Annotated in this window: 18 protein-coding genes; 4 read left to right on the forward strand and 14 right to left on the reverse strand. The window is 39.2% G+C overall.

Going from position 1 to position 16,443, the window contains the following annotated elements; translation table 11 throughout:
• Nucleotides 1-50 precede the first annotated feature (50 nt).
• From ACE1CI_RS31010 to ACE1CI_RS31060, 11 genes are all read right to left on the reverse strand, one after another.
• A complete protein-coding gene (locus ACE1CI_RS31010; RefSeq protein WP_413267597.1) occupies nt 51-920 on the reverse strand; it encodes a glucose-1-phosphate cytidylyltransferase in 870 nt (289 codons plus the stop codon).
• A 52-nt stretch (nt 921-972) separates the two neighbouring features.
• The gene (locus tag ACE1CI_RS31015; protein WP_496615939.1) at nt 973-2,283 is read right to left on the reverse strand and encodes a DUF4910 domain-containing protein; all 1,311 of its coding nucleotides are present in this window, start codon (nt 2,281-2,283) and stop codon (nt 973-975) included.
• A 106-nt stretch (nt 2,284-2,389) separates the two neighbouring features.
• On the reverse strand, nt 2,390-2,953 hold the full coding sequence (gene rfbC, locus ACE1CI_RS31020) for a dTDP-4-dehydrorhamnose 3,5-epimerase (protein ID WP_413267599.1): 564 nt from the start codon (nt 2,951-2,953) through the stop codon (nt 2,390-2,392).
• 1 nt (nt 2,954) lies between these two features.
• On the reverse strand, nt 2,955-4,235 hold the full coding sequence (locus ACE1CI_RS31025) for a methyltransferase domain-containing protein (RefSeq protein WP_413267600.1): 1,281 nt from the start codon (nt 4,233-4,235) through the stop codon (nt 2,955-2,957).
• 46 nt (nt 4,236-4,281) lie between these two features.
• On the reverse strand, nt 4,282-5,352 hold the full coding sequence (gene rfbG / locus ACE1CI_RS31030; RefSeq protein ID WP_413267601.1) for a CDP-glucose 4,6-dehydratase: 1,071 nt from the start codon (nt 5,350-5,352) through the stop codon (nt 4,282-4,284).
• Between the two features lie 693 nt (nt 5,353-6,045).
• Nucleotides 6,046-7,557 (reverse strand): threonine ammonia-lyase, biosynthetic, encoded by a 1,512-nt coding sequence (gene ilvA / locus ACE1CI_RS31035; RefSeq protein WP_413267602.1) that lies wholly within the window; start codon nt 7,555-7,557, stop codon nt 6,046-6,048.
• Nucleotides 7,558-7,962: 405 nt separating this feature from the next.
• Entirely contained in the window at nt 7,963-8,460 is a 498-nt protein-coding gene (locus ACE1CI_RS31040; RefSeq protein WP_459564151.1) for a DUF29 domain-containing protein, read from the reverse strand.
• A 216-nt stretch (nt 8,461-8,676) separates the two neighbouring features.
• Nucleotides 8,677-8,838, reverse strand: a complete 162-nt coding sequence (locus ACE1CI_RS31045; RefSeq protein ID WP_413267604.1) for a hypothetical protein — start codon at nt 8,836-8,838, stop codon at nt 8,677-8,679.
• A gap of 319 nt (nt 8,839-9,157) precedes the next feature.
• Nucleotides 9,158-9,736 (reverse strand): Alr1449 family protein, encoded by a 579-nt coding sequence (locus ACE1CI_RS31050; RefSeq protein WP_413267605.1) that lies wholly within the window; start codon nt 9,734-9,736, stop codon nt 9,158-9,160.
• A gap of 327 nt (nt 9,737-10,063) precedes the next feature.
• The gene (locus tag ACE1CI_RS31055; RefSeq protein ID WP_413267606.1) at nt 10,064-10,321 is read right to left on the reverse strand and encodes a pentapeptide repeat-containing protein; all 258 of its coding nucleotides are present in this window, start codon (nt 10,319-10,321) and stop codon (nt 10,064-10,066) included.
• Between the two features lie 18 nt (nt 10,322-10,339).
• The gene (locus tag ACE1CI_RS31060; protein WP_496615940.1) at nt 10,340-11,053 is read right to left on the reverse strand and encodes an alpha/beta hydrolase; all 714 of its coding nucleotides are present in this window, start codon (nt 11,051-11,053) and stop codon (nt 10,340-10,342) included.
• 261 nt (nt 11,054-11,314) lie between these two features.
• On the opposite strand from ACE1CI_RS31060, the gene ACE1CI_RS31065 reads away from it, so the two are divergent.
• A complete protein-coding gene (locus tag ACE1CI_RS31065; RefSeq protein WP_413267608.1) occupies nt 11,315-11,983 on the forward strand; it encodes an HAD family hydrolase in 669 nt (222 codons plus the stop codon).
• Between the two features lie 236 nt (nt 11,984-12,219).
• Here ACE1CI_RS31065 and ACE1CI_RS31070 read toward each other — a convergent pair whose 3' ends face one another.
• The 3 genes from ACE1CI_RS31070 to ACE1CI_RS31080 all read right to left on the reverse strand — a co-directional run bounded on the left by ACE1CI_RS31070 (nt 12,220) and on the right by ACE1CI_RS31080 (nt 14,904).
• A complete protein-coding gene (locus tag ACE1CI_RS31070) occupies nt 12,220-13,275 on the reverse strand; it encodes an MAE_28990/MAE_18760 family HEPN-like nuclease (RefSeq protein WP_413267609.1) in 1,056 nt (351 codons plus the stop codon).
• A 6-nt stretch (nt 13,276-13,281) separates the two neighbouring features.
• Nucleotides 13,282-14,457, reverse strand: coding sequence for a GmrSD restriction endonuclease domain-containing protein (locus tag ACE1CI_RS31075; RefSeq protein WP_496615941.1), 1,176 nt, complete (start codon nt 14,455-14,457; stop codon nt 13,282-13,284).
• Nucleotides 14,458-14,580: 123 nt separating this feature from the next.
• On the reverse strand, nt 14,581-14,904 hold the full coding sequence (locus ACE1CI_RS31080; RefSeq protein ID WP_413267611.1) for a helix-turn-helix domain-containing transcriptional regulator: 324 nt from the start codon (nt 14,902-14,904) through the stop codon (nt 14,581-14,583).
• Nucleotides 14,905-15,052: 148 nt separating this feature from the next.
• Between ACE1CI_RS31080 and ACE1CI_RS31085 the strand changes: the two genes are divergently transcribed.
• From ACE1CI_RS31085 to ACE1CI_RS31095, 3 genes are all read left to right on the forward strand, one after another.
• Entirely contained in the window at nt 15,053-15,436 is a 384-nt protein-coding gene (locus tag ACE1CI_RS31085) for a hypothetical protein (protein ID WP_496615942.1), read from the forward strand.
• 123 nt (nt 15,437-15,559) lie between these two features.
• Nucleotides 15,560-15,868, forward strand: a complete 309-nt coding sequence (locus ACE1CI_RS31090; RefSeq protein WP_413267613.1) for a type II toxin-antitoxin system TacA family antitoxin — start codon at nt 15,560-15,562, stop codon at nt 15,866-15,868.
• Complete coding sequence (locus tag ACE1CI_RS31095) at nt 15,843-16,361, forward strand: GNAT family N-acetyltransferase (RefSeq protein ID WP_413267614.1); 519 nt, start codon at nt 15,843-15,845, stop codon at nt 16,359-16,361. Before ACE1CI_RS31090 ends, ACE1CI_RS31095 begins: the two co-directional genes overlap by 26 nt.
• Nucleotides 16,362-16,443 lie beyond the last annotated feature (82 nt).

The following is a 16,443-nucleotide window of genomic DNA, read 5'->3' on the forward strand; positions in this document are numbered from 1 at the left end:
TCTATTTAGATTGAGAGATTCTCAAGGTGAGAATCTCTCATAGTTTCAACTCAACTTGCAAGCGATTTAGCTGTGCTATGTAGCTCTCGGCTATTGTTGAAAATTTGAGCATTCACTCGTTTATTATTCTTTTCAAACTTGGGGGAAGATTCCCAAACAGCCCAAGGGGTTCTACCTTTAGCATACATTTCATCAAACATCATTTTTTCTTTGAGCGTGTCCATACAAGCCCAAAAGCCGGGATTTCTATATGCTACGAGTTCTTTTTTTTGTATTAGGCGTTGGAATGGTTCAAGAACTAGTTCTTCTCCATCCTGAATGTAATCAAATACCTCTTGCTTGAGAGCAAAGAAACCACCATTGATCCATAAATCTGAACTATTGGCAGACTTAATATTTTCTACCAGTGCATCTCCATTTAATGAAATAACATGGAATGATTGGGAAGGTTGTACAGCTAGAAAACTGGCAATTTTATCTTGCTTGTAAAAGTGGTCAAGATACATATTAAGGTCAAGGTCGCTGAGTCCATCAGCATAGTTAGCCAGAAAAACCTCTTCTCCTTCTAAGTAAGGTTTCACAGCAACCAATCGCTGCCCTATGTTGGAATTTACTCCGGTGTCAATGAAGGTGATATTCCAATCTTCGATGTCACTAGTATGCAAATGAACATTTTTACCCCCTTGAGATAGGGTAAAGTTATTAGACAAACACTCGTTATACTTGAGGAAGTAATTCTTGATATAGTCTCCTTTATAGCCAAGACAAAGAATAAAATCTTTGTGTCCAAAGTGAGCGTAATATCTCATTAAATGCCAGATGATTGGACGATAACCAATTTCAACCATTGGTTTGGGAACAGTTTCGGAATGTTCTCTTAAGCGTGTACCTAAACCACCACAAAATAAAACAACTTTCATACTAAATCTCCTTGAAATAGATGGTAGATGGTTGGAGAAGAGATCTAAAACTTTAGGCAATCAAACTCATAGCATTTCCTGCCCTCAGATCGTTTCTAATAACTTCTGAGGATTCTCTCAATAGTCCTGCTTGTAACAGGGCGATCGCAGATCTTTTAATTACCTGAAAACTGATTCCAGAGCGATTTGCGATATCTAATAAACTATGAGTGCGATCGGATAAATTGAGTACCCACAACATCGCCATTTCACTCATTTTTTTATCTTGCTCACCTCCTAAACTTCCGTACAATCCTCGTTTACCTAGCTGAGGTTCACATTTAGGATTTGTGTTGATATATATTCTGTTGTTCTCTAAAACATCAATGACTGCTAAATAAGTCATCGATGAATTTGCTAAACTTTCCGGTTTAACAAAGTCTAAATTATCAGCTGATGTATGGTATTCAGGGTACTGACCGAAAGGGGTTCGAGTTAAGCGACCAACTGGTAAATTAAACCCAGGTGAACAATATTGGCGCTCGTCGTAGCCATAGGGGGAAAATTCTTCGATCGCATATTCCTCTCCTTTATGTTTGAGAACATGAATAACGGCTCGATCGATTTCTGCATCTCCACGACGACTCTTTTTATAAGTCATCTTTCCCGCATCTCCTACTCCCGATATCACTAAACCATGTTTAATGCGATCGGTTTTGGTTTCATTTAAGGCCAGCCATGTAATTGAGCCTATTGTACCAGGAATAAACAGAAATCGGTAAGAATATCGTCTTAATTGTGAACTGAGATGTTTGACTAAAAACGTTGCTAAAGCAATACCTGAGAGGTTGTCATTGCAAAGGGAAGGATGACAAACATGGCAGGAAAATAACACCTCTTCCTCTGTTTCTCCAGGTAAATAATACTCGCCGTAGGTGAGATTTCCATTTTCTAGGGAAGAGTCGATGTATACCTCATATTCATCTTCTTCTAGCTTTTGTAGAACATTATAGCTCAGGCAAAATCCCCAGTTTTCCTTATAGTATGAAGTACGATAAGGAATCAAATCTGGGTGTTCTGGCAGTGTAAACAAATGCTCCTTTAACTCAGATAAAGGCATGGTTTTGTGAATGGGAACACTGTAATTCAACAGATGCAGATTAGATGCCTGAAAATCAATTACTTTTTCTCCTTTGCTATTTTTTACATAAGCATCTCGAACATTCCATTCTTTAGGTACTGTCCAATCAAAAACTTTGGTTCCTGTAGAAACTTCGTGAATTTCTAAGGGAATTAACTGCTGTAAAATATGCAGAGTTTTGCGTACACCGTCACCCGTAATACTGCGACAGATGGGATACAGTTCCGAGATGAGGCGGTACATCTCTAAAGCCCTGCTGTTGAAAATTACACGCTTCTAAATCAACGATCATATTGTTTATCCAGAGCAGCTATGAATTTTTAAAAAAGATGATTTGAAAATTGGGGAATCAAATTGAGAAACTCTGTAATTTTGACAAGACTTCGGGGGTGTAGTCTGGATAAGTACGATCGCGATCGGAAATCACAGTTACTTCTTCTCGCCAATCAATTTTGAAAATCGGATCGTTCCAGCGAAACCCTCTAGCTGATTCTGAGCTATAAAACTCAGACATTTGATACAAAATTTCTGTGTTATCTTCTAACGTTTGAAATCCGTGTGCAAATCCTTTAGGAACATACAAAGATTTTCGGTTTTCAGCTGTTAATTCTACTGCTGTCCAGTTTAAGTAGGTTTCTGAATCGGGACGAAGATCGACTATTACATCATAAATTGCTCCTTGAGTACAACGAACTAGCTTTGTCTCGGCAAAGGGGGGAAGTTGTAAGTGCATTCCTCGCAGAGTTCCCTTTTTCTTGTTAAAAGAGATGCTGCTCTGGACTATGTTTGGATCGAGATTATGTTCAGCAAACTCTTTTTGACACCAGACACGAGCGAAGAAACCGCGATCGTCCTCCAGTTTCTCTGGTTCAATAATGTAAGCACCCATTAACGAGGTGGGAATAAATCGCATTTTAGGAATACACTTTTACTTCAGGAATTGGTACTACAAACTGTCCGCCCCAGTCACGGATAAAACTCATTTGGGTCATGATTTCATCCTGGAAGTTCCAGGGAAGAATCAGTACATAATCAGGTTTTGTTTCTCGGATTTTGTCGGGGGGATGGATAGGAATGTGCGTTCCGGGTAAGAATTTCCCGTGTTTGTAAGGGTTGCGATCGACCGTGTAATCGAGAAAGTCGGTGCGAATACCGCAATAATTGAGTAAAGTATTGCCTTTGCCAGGAGCACCATAACCCACAACAGTTTTGCCTTCGCGCTTCACTTTAATCAAGAAGTCGAGTAGCTTGCGCTTGGTTTCTCTTACCTGTTCTTCAAAGTTAGTGTAACGCTCAATGGAAGTGAATCCTGCTGCTTGTTCGCGGTTTTTGAGATCGATCGCGCGATCGCTAATTGGTTTTGTTGTATCATCTTCATGACGAGCATAAATCCGCAGCGAACCACCGTGAGTTGGCAATTCTTCCACATCAAACAAGGTTAAACCGTGAGCAGCAAAAATCTTTTCTAGGGTGGTAAAGGTGTGATAGCAAAAATGTTCGTGATAAATAGTATCAAACTGGTTAGATTCCATCAACCGCATCAAGTGTTGAATTTCTCCAGTTGCCACACCTTGGGGTTTCAATAAAATTTTGATGCCACCAACAAAGTCATTAATGTCAGGAATATGGGCTAACACATTGTTGGCAGCAATGAGATCTGCTTGCTTTCCCTGTTCTACTAACTTACGCGCACAGTCGCGCCCAAAAAATTCGTTGATGGTGGGAATGCCTTTGGCGATCGCCACTTTAGCAATATTTGTTGCAGGTTCCACTCCCAAAACCGGAATGTTTTTCTCAACGAAATATTGCAACAGATACCCGTCATTACTGGCAAGTTCTACTACCTGGCTTTTTTCATTTAGCCCGAATCGCTCAACTACTTGTTCGGTATAAGCCTTACAATGCTGTAACCATGTATCTGCATAAGATGAAAAATATGCGTATTCCGTAAAAATATGCTCTGGGCTAACATAAGCTTCCAACTGAACTAAAAAGCAATTTTCACATACTCGAACATGAAGCGGGTAAAACGCTTCCATGCGATTAAGCTGTTCAAAATTGAGAAAACTCTCACACAAAGGAGACATACCTAGATCGACTAATGTGTGATTTAAAGCTGTTCCACAAAACTGGCAGCGCGGAGCTTGAACTGCCGAAGAGCTTACTGTCTCTTTATTCTTAACTTGCTGTGTCATATTATACCTTTTAAAAAAGAATTTTACGGTCGCTTATTTATGTCAATCAACTCAAATTCATGTACTGAGAAATTGCATCTATTGTCATCGCCCTCATGTCGGCTCCAGTCTGGTAGCCTTTAGTCCAGGTGATAATTTGAGTCAAAGCGTCTTCCAAAGACATTTTGGGTGTCCATCCCAATTTGAGGTGAGCTTTTGAGCAACTTAAGCTTAAGGAATTACTCTCGTGAAACTGACAAGTTTGATCTTTTTCCCAGGTAACTCCTTCTCCCCACAAACTCAGCATTTTCTCCACGATCCAATCGACTGGTTTAATGTCCGATTCGTTAGGCCCAAAATTCCAAGCTTCCGCAAATGCAGGTCCCTTGTTGTATAAATGTTCTGCTAATGTTAGATAGCCATTCAGCGCATCGAGAACGTGCTGCCAGGGACGAGTCGCGTAGGGATTGCGGATGAGAATCTTTTTCTGTTCCAGAAAGGATCGCACAATATCTGCAATCAAACCGTTAGCTGTCCAATCTCCTCCGCCTATGACGTTACCAGCACGGGCAGTTGCGATCGCAGTACCATGCTCCGCATAATTACTGACATTGAAGAATGAGTTACGGTACGCTGCTGTCACTATTTCTGCACAAGCTTTACTGCTGCTGTAGGGATCGTATCCACCTAAAGGATCGTTTTCGCGATAACCCCAAACCCATTCTCGATTTTCGTAGCACTTATCTGAAGTGACATTAACGACAGCTTTCACACCACCTACATGGCGAATTGCCTCGAAAAGATGGACAGTTCCCATGACATTTGTGTTGTAGTTACTCACCGGATCTAAATATGATGTATGCACAACGGTTTGCGCTGCCATGTGAATAATAATTTCAGGCCGAAAATCGGCGATCGCTTTTCGTAAATGCTCGTAATCAGTTATATCCCCGATCGCAGATGTCATTCCTTCTGCTACGCGGGCGACTTCAAATAAACTCGGATTCGTAGGTGGATGCAAAGCATACCCAAGTAACTCAACACCCAGAAATTGAAGCCAGAGTGATAGCCAACTACCCTTAAAACCTGTATGTCCTGTTAGCAATACTCGCCTTTTCTGCCAAAAATTACGCTCCATTGCAAAACTCCACAATAGTTTATAACGAGTGAATCAATAGTCAACTGAAAATGGGAGAGTAAGACAATATTGAGAGTGGCAAGTACCGCTTATAATAATCAGTTTTTTCATACAATGCCTTCGCACTCAAAGCTTAATTCCTAATCATTATATTTTTTTAATATTGATACAAAAATTTACATCTTCACATAAATTATAGATTTAAGACTAATATCAAACACTTCAATCTTTGCTACAAATCAATCTCCGCATCCCGGCTTCTCCGGTCTCCGTGTCAATCATCTGTAGCACAGTAAAAATAGAAACTATATAACTGAATGTAAATAATTTAAATAAATTTAATCCTATAAAAATATAAATAAAACTAATTGCCTGTTTAAGCAAAAAAATAAATCAACTGCTAAAATTAAGCACATAAACATTTTACAAATATAGTAAATGACTCAATTTATTAAGCGATTGAAATGTTTGCATTGGTCTAATCAAAAATTTTTTCTTCGGCTGGCAATTTAGCTTTAACTGGCATTGTTCTATACGTTCAAACCCTACCTTGGGAAATTTTAGATTTCGGATTGCCAATTTTGGATTGAAAAATTATTCAATCCAAAATCTAAAATCGTTTGATTTACAACTACCACCTAATCCAGATAAACAACCTTGAATTAGATGTTAGAAGGAAGCAGGGTGACTGTCCTACCCTAAAAACAACTTATAAGCTGGATTTTGACTTTCATCCCAATAGCGATATCCCAAGGTATCAAGAAATGCTTGCCACTCTGCCATTTCTTGCGGGGGAACTTGCATTCCAACGACAATTCTGCCGTAATCTGAGCCATTATTGCGGTAATGAAATAAGCTAATATTCCAGTTTGGGCTCATAGAACCGACAAATTTCATTAATGCGCCGGGACGTTCAGGAAATTCAAAACGATAAAGCAATTCATTATGTGCAAGTGGAGAACGTCCGCCAACCATGTGACGCAAATGTAGTTTGGTTAATTCATCATCTGATAAATCAATTGTTTTCAATCCATGAGCTTCAAAAGTTTCTACCATTTTGGCAGCATCGGCACGATTTTCTACTTGCACGCCGACGAAAATATGGGCAATTTTTTCATCAGCAATGCGATAGTTAAATTCAGTTAAACTGCGTCTTCCCATACATTCGCAGAATTTGCGGAGACTACCTGGAGTTTCGGGAATTGTGACGGCAAAAATAGCTTCGCGATGTTCGCCTAATTCTGCTCGTTCGGCAACGAAACGTAGACGATCGAAGTTCATATTAGCACCACAAGCGACGGCAACTAAAGTTTGCCCTGTAATTTGTTCTCTTTCCACGTAAGCTTTAGCACCTGCGATCGCTAATGCACCAGCTGGTTCTAAGATCGATCGCGTATCCTCAAAAACATCTTTAATTGCTGCACAAGTATCATCAGTATTCACCAAAATAATATCATCCAAATATTCCTGACACAGGCGAAAAGTTTCCTCTCCCACTTGTCGCACTGCTACACCATCAGCAAATAAACCTACCTGCGATAAATTTACCCTTTCTCCTGCTTTCAAAGACTGATACATGGCATCAGCATCCACAGGTTCTACACCAATAAGTTTAATATCTGGACGAATGCGTTTTACATAAGCGCCAATACCGGAGATTAAACCACCACCACCAATTGCCACAAAAATAGCATGAATTGGTTTTTGATATTGTCGCAGAATTTCCATGCCGATCGTACCCTGTCCAGCAATCACATGAGGATCGTCAAAAGGATGAATAAAAGTTAACCCTTTTTCTATTTCTAATTGACGCGCATAACAACAAGCTTCATCAAAAGTATCACCATACAAAACAACTTCTCCGCCTCTAGCTTTCACCGCATCAACTTTTACTTGCGGCGTAGTTACTGGCATAACAATAATCGCTTTTGTTCCCAATTTACTAGCACCAAGGGCAACACCTTGAGCATGATTTCCCGCAGATGCCGCAATTACCCCTTGGGCTAAAATATCTGGCGGTAATTGTGCCATTTTGTTATAAGCACCCCGCAATTTAAAGGAGAAGACAGACTGCATATCTTCCCGCTTTAGCAGGATTTTATTGTTTAGTCTTTTTGAGAGATTTGGGGCTTGTTCTAAAGGAGTTTCTTGGGCAACATCGTAGACACGGGCGGTGAGAATAAGTTGGAGGTAGTCGCAAAACATGAGGTTGATTGGTTAGCAAATGGCGGTATGTAAAGGAATTTTACTCTATTGTGGGCCTAGATCCCCGACTTCTTCAAGAAGTCGGGGATCTATAGAAGTTTTGGTGTTTGCATAAAAAGTTTATAACAGATTTATTCATCATTCACTTGCTTAACCACCTCTAATGGTAAGTTTAACGCTGTTGCAATTTGTTCGTCACTTAAGCCAAACTGCCGTAATTTATCAATTGTTTCCTTATTGGCTTGATTCTTACTTTCCTGGTGAAAATCAGCCCCAGCTTAATCTGATTTATTGAGTCATTTTCATGGCAAACAAACAGATCGATCGCTAATCTAATCTATCAAAAGGTTCATCAAAGAGATTTGGATAACATTTGTAGCAACTTGTAACCGACATCCTTCGCCATTATTCCATTAAGTCATCCGCCGCAAGTTCACCAGGATAAAAGCGATCGCTAAAAATTTCTTCTAACGTATACGGGCAATTTTCAGGAAAACTTTTGAGTGGCAAGTTTGTTTCTCCGACAGCCAGATCTCTACCACTCTCATATATTTTTTGCAATGTTTCTTGCAGATAAGGTTTCAGACTAGGATTTTCTTGCAGTAATTCTTGAGTATCGCGGCGCTGGATGCGAATTGTCATTAACCAACTACGGCTTCGTCGTTCTGACTGAAATTCCCATTTTAACAGATGTCCAATTAAAACCTTTAATCGATTTCTCAGTTCTGCACGCTGTTGTTTTCCCAAAGATTCAATCTCCTCTATTAAATTAGGCAAGTCAAGCTGATTCCATTGCTGAAATTTGAGAAATTTTGCTTGTTCCTGCGTCCAGGCGTAAAAGTCAGTTTCATAAAGGTTTAAGATCGAGCTTTCCATTGTTGGTTCAGTTTGGGGTGTCTGCATAGAAGGATTGAAACCTGCCAATCTTTACTTTATTATAAATTAATAAAACCTTGGTTGGGAGAAGAGATTATGTTTTACAAGATGGAAGACGATGACGATTCTAATTGTGGCTTTGCACCTTATCTTTTTGTTGGCGATCGTTGTCTTATTCTAGTTGCTAGACGTTGGCAGCTATAACAGTTAAATATTTGCGTTTATCTACGGTGAAAAATGCTCTTAATTCTCGCTGGTTTCTATTACTTCAAACTCAACTTTATCAGAAATATCTGCTAAAGTTATTTCTAAGGAAAGGGAATTTAACGATATTGTTTCATTTAGCTCGTCATATTCGGAAAATATCCTGGTTTTGCGATCGCTTTTAAAATATTCAATGTGCATACTGTATTAGTGTAATATTTTTTCTCTTCAGCCTTAATCATATAATTCCCTCTCTTCAACCAACTTTAACAAAAATTGTAGGGTGCGTTAGGCGTAGCCGTAACGCACCTTCAAGTAATAATTAGTGGTGCGTTACGTTTGCACTAACGCACCACTAATTAGATACTTCAAAATCGAGGTATTCTTCAGTTGTGTAATATTTTTTTTCTTCAGCTTGCATAATCATTTGATTTTCCCCTTTGAAAATCATTGAAAAATGCGCTAGGCAAAAATGAAAACAAACAAATCAACCTAGCTTTTACTAAACTTTTATATTTAACTAATCAGGTAAGGCAAAACCTGTGCGAGGATCGCGGATATACAAACCGAGAACTAAGGAATTCATCACAGTATCCCATACGGGAATTAGCTTTTCTGCTTGCTCGGCCCAAAAGTCGAAGGTAATTAAGCATTGAACTCCAGAACCTAAACCAATGCAAATTCGGGAAAATGCTTCGCGGTTTTCGTTGGGGTCAATAAATTTAATTTCTGTCCAAACGACACGGGCGGTTTGGCGTTTGAATTGGATAATTTCTCCTTGTGCGATCGGATTACGTTCATCATCGCGAACTATCTGCTTTAATAAATGAACTAAGGGAAAATCTGACCAATCGCCTTGGGGTAGTAGATTAAAAGAAGCTTCTAAACGACAATCATCATTTGGTGGCTTTTTGTCTAAAAATCGAAATGATTTTGTATCTGGTTCAAAATGCCAATCTTCGGGAACATCGAAGCGCAACGCCCCTCTTCCGGCAACAAAGATGCGAGTTCCTGGGGTTGATTTCCAGTTGTGGTCTTCTTTTAACTCGAGCGTTTGTTTAATCCATTGGAGATCGTGCTTTTTACCTTTCTTAGCCATAAATACTCCATTGTTGACTTCCCTATATTGTGCCGTAGGTTTGGCGATTAGTTTAAAGTATCAGCGATTCTGCATCAGCGGAACTTACTGCGATCGTGCCATCAATCCCAAACTCATATCTTGCACTCCTGAGCAGAGCCTCCATTTTTCGTTCCCTGGTTGAACCTGGGAACGAGGACAAAGGAGGTTCTACCTCCCCTGCTGCAAGATCTGAGTATAACGTCTCTACATTATGGATAATCAACCGGAAATGATATCAAAGCCTCCTTTTAAATTTAATTTGAAAGGAGGCTTTTTGGTTTGGATGATTTTGGCGAACAAATTTGTTTAAGTTGCTAAACTGCTATCGCCACCTTCCAAAATTGTGCCGTCTAAAATGGCATCTTTAATGTTAGCTCCTCTGAGATTTGCTCTTTCTAAAGCTGCTTGATTTAGATTAGCTTGATTTAAGTTGGCGATCGCTAAATCTGCTCCACTTAAATCTGCTGCTTCTAAATCAGCTTGACTCAAATCAGCTTCAAAAAGTTCAGCCTGACTAAGATTAGCTTGGGCGAGATTGGCTGCTTTCAAACTTGATTTACGCATAGTTCAATTGTTTAATTCTTAAAAGGATGCTGTTTTCATGAACCATTTGAGAGCTTCACGAATGATTGGTTCTGGGATAATATGACCATCATCAAACTCTCGATATAACACCTGATAATCTGCTTGTTGTAACTGAGGAACAATCTTACGACTGCATCTTTCAATGAGTAAAACATTATCTCGTTTGCCATGCGAGATAAAAATATTTGGTGAACCATTTTGAGCAGCAGGTGCCATAAAACCTGGTGAAAAGGCAATGATGTGGGAAAATAAATTACCATTGCTAATTCCTACCGAAAGTGCATAAGAAGCACCATCAGAAAAGCCTTCAATAGCAATGCGAGTAGGGTCGATCGCACAGCGATCGAATGTATATGCCAAGGCGCGATCGATAAATTGAATATCTGAGCCATATCTGCTCATAATCACATCCCAAGTCTGTAGCCGGGAGTCTACTGCCAATAAAACTAAGCCCGCAGCATCAGCAAAAGGCTGAAATGGAGCTATGCCATATTGTGCTTTTCCCCCAGCACCATGTAGCATTAATACCAATGGGGCGGGATGCGAGGCGCGATAACTGGTTGGTACGTAGAGAAACCCGTCGCGATCGCTATCTAATCCTAATGGTTGTAACCCAATTTTCGCTGTTGTGGTTGGCTCTTTGGGTTGCGCTAGCAAAAGACCAAGGTTTGCGGGCTGTTTCGACTGCACCCGCCGTTGATTCCAAATCATTAATTTTTTTAACTGAACTCCTGATGGGAACTAAAGCCAGTCTAAACAAGCGATGATGTTCTATACCTCTTACTAAGAGGTAGTTGTAACCAATAAATACGTCATCTAAGGGCAGATTTCTATTTGTATTATCCGCTACTACACTCATCTGTAAAAAATACCTTTTTTCCAGCTATCTGCTATTTTCTCCTCTTCTTAAAGACAGATGAACTTTGCCGCTTTCTAAGACAACATCAAGTAATTAAGCTGTAGGAGAAGATCATGCCTTTAGAGGGTGTAATTTTAGACGTAGATGGTACTCTGGTTTTAAGCAATGATGCTCACGCACAAGCTTGGGTAGAAGCATTTGCTGACTACGGTTATGAAATAAATTTTGAGGAAGTGCGCCCTTTAATTGGTATGGGTGGCGATCAATTAATTCCCAAGTTGGTGTCAGAACTCGATAGCGAGGAGGGAGTTGGCAAACAAATTTCCGATCGCCGCAAGGAATTGATTATTAATAAATTTTCTTCTGAGTTAGTTGCTACCGATGGTTCGCGAGAATTGGTGCAAAAAATGAAAGATGATGGGCTACATTTAATTATTGCTAGTTCAGCTACTTCACAAGAAATGGATATTTTGTTAAAAATTGCTCGTGTAGAAGATTTAATTCCTGAACATACAACTTCTAACGATGCGGAAAACTCAAAACCTGCACCAGATATTGTGGAAGTTGCTTTGCAAAAAGCTGATTTAGAACCTGATAAAGCGGTAATGTTAGCTGATACTCCCTACGATATTGAATCTGCTGGAAAAGCGGGTGTTGGAGTGATTGCTTTTCGCACTGGTGGTTTTAGTGATGAGGAATTATCTGGTGCGATCGCAATTTACAACGATCCAGCTGATTTGCTGCAACAGTACGATCGATCTCCCTTGGCTAAACAATCTTGAAAATAGCTTCTGTGCTAACAATTTCAGTTTCTTCTCCCTCTTGAATTGCTCTGAATTAGGGGTTATTTCAGTCATTTTTATTCCTTATTTATTGAGCTTTGTTTGTTCAGCCAATACTCAACTAACAGTTCTACAGATTGTTGGTAATTTAGTTATACCAAATTCATACCGAATTAGAAAGGGAGGAAAAGGGTGGGATCTACATCCCGTTACAAGATTTACTTTGATTCATTTTTTTATTCAACTACATAGAGGCTCAACCCTTTTTTTGCATCACATATATCAAGTTGCAAATGCACATCTTGCTCCTCTGTTATTACCACCTCATCCTTCGGAATTTCGTTAATTCTAATACTCTCAATTTTAGACAAGCAGCAATATGATGAAGTCTCCTTAAGTAAAAATATTCTTGTCCCGACACATAAATTTGTTTCCTTAATTCTTGCTCTAGCAACCCTAGTATTATCTAACCAATGTCTAATGTTTCCAACTTCTCTAGCTCTCCCTGTTAAAACCTTCCGCTCAATAATTTTATAAGTTACCAATTCAGCCAATGCTTTACACAAAGCCTCTACAAAGTTACACAAATCTAGTAGCTTTGTCCCTCCCAAAGTTTCATCTATAATAGCTCTATGGGCAGCCTCATTTCGATACTGAATCAGTTGTTCAAGCTCTCCTTCTGCTGTGTTTTCTCTTGCTCGAACATTTTCAACGAAATGCTTGATAGCTCTATGGTTTTCCACCCAAACCCAAGTATTCGGAATTCCAGCACCAGAGAACAATTGTTCTATTGCTTCCTTCCGTAGATTCTGTTCGTGTAAGAGAAAGGCATCTGAAACTAACTCGTATTTTTCTTCATCAGTAACGCCATGCAATAAACCTCGAATAAGTTTCTCTACAGAAAGGTGTTGAAACCTATTCTTTTTTTTCTTTAGTTCAAGTAGCAATTTTCCTACACCTATCTGATGCGTATCTCTGATTTTGTCGTCCAGATCTGAATAAACCGGAAAATTTTCTGGCAGACTTTGTACCCAACTAGTGATTAATTCCTCAACAAATCCCTCATAAATTGCGTACAATCTAGTTATCGCAGCACAGTGATCGTAAACTCGCCACTCCCGTTTACTAGGTATATCTTCTAGTAATTTAGTAAGTTCGGTATTTTCCTCTGATTCCTCTTGTGTTGCGCTTCGCTCTGCAAATAAAATTCCTCTAAGCTTATCGTTAGTTTGAATAATTTTTCTTACAGTGCAAATATTCACATTTACTGTTTGGAGAAGCTCATCAAACATTGCAAGTTACTCCTCAATAACTTGCGAGAGCATTTCGTCAAATATCCTAATTCGATCCTGGATATCAGCCTTAGTTCTACCCTCACCTGTTAAAAGACGCGATTCTTTTTTCTCAAAGAGTTTCTTTGTCTCTTCAATTACTCTCGATTTTCGAGCAATTAATATTTCTGCTTCATGCAAATGTCTGCTAAACCCAACCATAACAGCATCATAATAAGCTTTATGAGAATCTTTATGCCAAGTTCTAGACTCTGGCACAAATGGTTTAAACAAGTTTTCCTCATAAATTTGGTGAGCTAGATTGATAGTTTGTAAAAAAAGCTCTTTCAAAAATTTGATGTCTTGCTCAGAAAATTCCAAGCTTTTCATCATGTACAAGTCAAGAAATCCCTTCATACCATTACGGAAATGCTCTACATTCCGCAAAGCAAAAAAACGGAGAACCAACTCAGCATCTTCCATCTTTTTATAAAGAGTATTTGTTGATAAGTCTGAATTGTTATCGTCGGTAGGAATTCCCCAAACCTCAGCAAATATGGAATAGCGGGATAATTCTAGCAACAGTAAATCGAATTTTCCATAATACAAACAATGTCGCACTTCTTGTTGACTTAAATCCACTCCACCAGTATTAAGACGCTCGAAGGTCTTTTGTTTTAGAAATAGAGCCTCTTCAGGGTCAAAAGTTGATTCTCTGATAATTACTATAGATGATATAGAACGACGATCAAGACCTGACCGAATCTTGGCAGGAAGTTGTTCGTATTTATGCCGATTTAGTTCTGGCCAAAGTTCAAGTCCAGTCAACGCAAATTTATTTGTATAAAAATCGCGAATAGCAGTGATTCTCTGTTGACCATCCATTACTTCATAAGTATTATAATCAATCTCATAAAGAATAATAGGCGGAACAGGAATGTTAATGATAAACGACTCGATGAGTCGTGACTGCATTTTAATATCCCAACGCGCCCTTCTCTGGTAAAATGGCTGCAAATTCATATACTTAGGATTTTTTAATAACGCTTCCACAAAACTTGGAAGCTTTTCCCGGTTGATTTCTGTAAGTATTCTCTTCTCTCCTGATTCATACTTCTCGTTAATCTCGACATCAGACATTTTAGCGCGACTTTTTGAGGGAGATTTTTCCCACATCTTTTCTTCAACTGGTGCAAGTGACATTTTTTCACATCCTTAAACGCATATTTATGTTAGGGTTTGTTAGGCAGAAAATCAAAATCTTTTTGTAATGACTGATTCTCTTGTGAAACAGTACAATAGATTGATTACTCGGTAACAAGGTTTTTATACTCTAGCAACTGTCTCAACTTTGAAATCTACATTTAGCGTTTTACGAAGGACATCAAATATAGTAGTTAGATTGTCCATCGTAGGATTACCTTTTGCAGAGAGCATCCGGTGAAGACTTTTGCTTGGGATAGAAGTTTTAATCGCCAGTTCTTCAAATCCTACAGTTGCATTTACAAGCTCTCTTAGTATAAGTCTTGCTGTTTCTGGTTCACCATTGAGAAAAAGGTAAATCGCTTCATCAAGCAAGACTGTTGCAAATGCAGAATCTCGCTGAATTCTGGCGTTAACCGTTTCTTTGAAATCTTTAGTGAATGTCATAGTAGGCATTCTTGATAAGGACTTGAAACATTTTAGCTAAGATATTCTTGAACTTCCATAATAAACTTAATAGTAACGTATATGTTACTTTGCGTCAAGCGATCGCACATACTAAAATTTAAACATTAGCATTTGCAGGAATATTCCTATGTCTGTACAAGAACTCATAGAACAGGCTTTCAAGCTATCAGCGAACGATCGCCTCACACTTGTCAGCGCTATAATTCAATCTTTGCAAATTTCTGCACAGGAGGAAGATTGGCAATATTTGGTAGCACGTCCTCATCCCTGGCGACGGCAACTTTATATTAAAGGGCGCAAACTTCTAGCTTCAACTGTTTGGCAAGATGCGATCGTTAATCAGATGTCGAAAGAACAAACCGCCGAAAATTGGGACTTACCCCTACCTGCTATTTACGAAGTGATTCGTTATTGTGAAAGTCACCAAGCATTAATTAAGTTAGAGTCCGACGAAGAACGCTACCGCTTGGAAGAAAAAGGAGTCTCACTTGAGCCTATAATTGCTTCTTGATGAAGATTCACAGGCAAAATATTTAGTCAATTTACTTCGGGTAGCAGGTCATGATATTAAGATGAAATTTTCTAATACGGCAAAATGCCGTATAATAAAGAAAACTACCACCATTAGTTCGCCATGCCAAGAGCCAGCCGATCGCAACCATCAGCCAGATTAGAGGCGCGTGTCAGCCCAGAAATCAAAGCTATTTGGCAAAAAGCGGCTGATTTAGAAGGACTTACTTTGACAGATTTTGTCATCGCCAGCGTTCAAGCAGCAGCTTCTAAAGTGATTGAACAGCACCAAACTCTCAAGCTTAACTTGGAAGATAGCGAAGCTTTTGTAAATGCTTTGCTGAATCCTCCGTCGCCTAATGAAGCACTGAAAACTGCGGCTTTGCGTTATAAACAAGTGATGGAAAATGGCACTAACGATCGAACTACTTGATAGCCGCAAACATAATCGCTCAAGTTTCTCTTGTGGGGAAGAAACCCTTGATAATTACATCCGTAAGCAAGCTTCTCAGGATCTCAAAAAGCGAGTGGCAATGGTATTTGTTTTAGTTGATTCTCCGAATACGGATGTTATTGCTTATTACACTCTTTCTTCCTACACGATCGCATTAGCAGAACTGAGCGAATCTTTCGCTAAAAATTTGCCTCGTTATCCGTTGCTTCCTGCTACTTTGCTTGGTCGTTTGGCTGTCGATCGCACTCAGCAAAGTAAACATTTAGGTGAGTTAGTTCTCATAGATGCCCTAAAAAAAGCACTCTTGGCAACTGCACAAGTGGCATCTTTAGCTGTAATAGCAGAAGCCATAAATGAGAGAGCTACAAATTTCTATCAAAAATATGGTTTTCAACCGTTCAAACAAGAACCAATGAAACTTTATCTACCGATGAAATCTGTTGAAAAACTTTGTCAGGCTTTTGATATTTAATGATTCTCAGTTCTACTAGCATTTGGTAAACAGAACTGAACAATTAAGTGCGATCGCCCTCCCTTAGCTAAAATGGCTGAAT

Origin of the sequence: Floridaenema flaviceps BLCC-F50 (genome assembly GCF_041929275.2) — a bacterium.
GTDB lineage: Bacteria > Cyanobacteriota > Cyanobacteriia > Cyanobacteriales > Aerosakkonemataceae > Floridanema > Floridanema flaviceps.

Coding starts and splice junctions, on each gene's coding strand:
- ACE1CI_RS31010 (WP_413267597.1), bottom strand. CDS start 920: ATGAAAGTTGTTTTATTTTGTGGTGGTTTAGGTACACGCTTAAGAGAA.
- ACE1CI_RS31015 (WP_496615939.1), bottom strand. CDS start 2,283: ATGTACCGCCTCATCTCGGAACTGTATCCCATCTGTCGCAGTATTACG.
- rfbC (WP_413267599.1), bottom strand. CDS start 2,953: ATGCGATTTATTCCCACCTCGTTAATGGGTGCTTACATTATTGAACCA.
- ACE1CI_RS31025 (WP_413267600.1), bottom strand. CDS start 4,235: ATGACACAGCAAGTTAAGAATAAAGAGACAGTAAGCTCTTCGGCAGTT.
- rfbG (WP_413267601.1), bottom strand. CDS start 5,352: ATGGAGCGTAATTTTTGGCAGAAAAGGCGAGTATTGCTAACAGGACAT.
- ilvA (WP_413267602.1), bottom strand. CDS start 7,557: ATGTTTTGCGACTACCTCCAACTTATTCTCACCGCCCGTGTCTACGAT.
- ACE1CI_RS31040 (WP_459564151.1), bottom strand. CDS start 8,460: ATGCAGACACCCCAAACTGAACCAACAATGGAAAGCTCGATCTTAAAC.
- ACE1CI_RS31045 (WP_413267604.1), bottom strand. CDS start 8,838: ATGCACATTGAATATTTTAAAAGCGATCGCAAAACCAGGATATTTTCC.
- ACE1CI_RS31050 (WP_413267605.1), bottom strand. CDS start 9,736: ATGGCTAAGAAAGGTAAAAAGCACGATCTCCAATGGATTAAACAAACG.
- ACE1CI_RS31055 (WP_413267606.1), bottom strand. CDS start 10,321: ATGCGTAAATCAAGTTTGAAAGCAGCCAATCTCGCCCAAGCTAATCTT.
- ACE1CI_RS31060 (WP_496615940.1), bottom strand. CDS start 11,053: ATGATTTGGAATCAACGGCGGGTGCAGTCGAAACAGCCCGCAAACCTT.
- ACE1CI_RS31065 (WP_413267608.1), top strand. CDS start 11,315: ATGCCTTTAGAGGGTGTAATTTTAGACGTAGATGGTACTCTGGTTTTA.
- ACE1CI_RS31070 (WP_413267609.1), bottom strand. CDS start 13,275: ATGTTTGATGAGCTTCTCCAAACAGTAAATGTGAATATTTGCACTGTA.
- ACE1CI_RS31075 (WP_496615941.1), bottom strand. CDS start 14,457: ATGTCACTTGCACCAGTTGAAGAAAAGATGTGGGAAAAATCTCCCTCA.
- ACE1CI_RS31080 (WP_413267611.1), bottom strand. CDS start 14,904: ATGACATTCACTAAAGATTTCAAAGAAACGGTTAACGCCAGAATTCAG.
- ACE1CI_RS31085 (WP_496615942.1), top strand. CDS start 15,053: ATGTCTGTACAAGAACTCATAGAACAGGCTTTCAAGCTATCAGCGAAC.
- ACE1CI_RS31090 (WP_413267613.1), top strand. CDS start 15,560: ATGCCAAGAGCCAGCCGATCGCAACCATCAGCCAGATTAGAGGCGCGT.
- ACE1CI_RS31095 (WP_413267614.1), top strand. CDS start 15,843: ATGGCACTAACGATCGAACTACTTGATAGCCGCAAACATAATCGCTCA.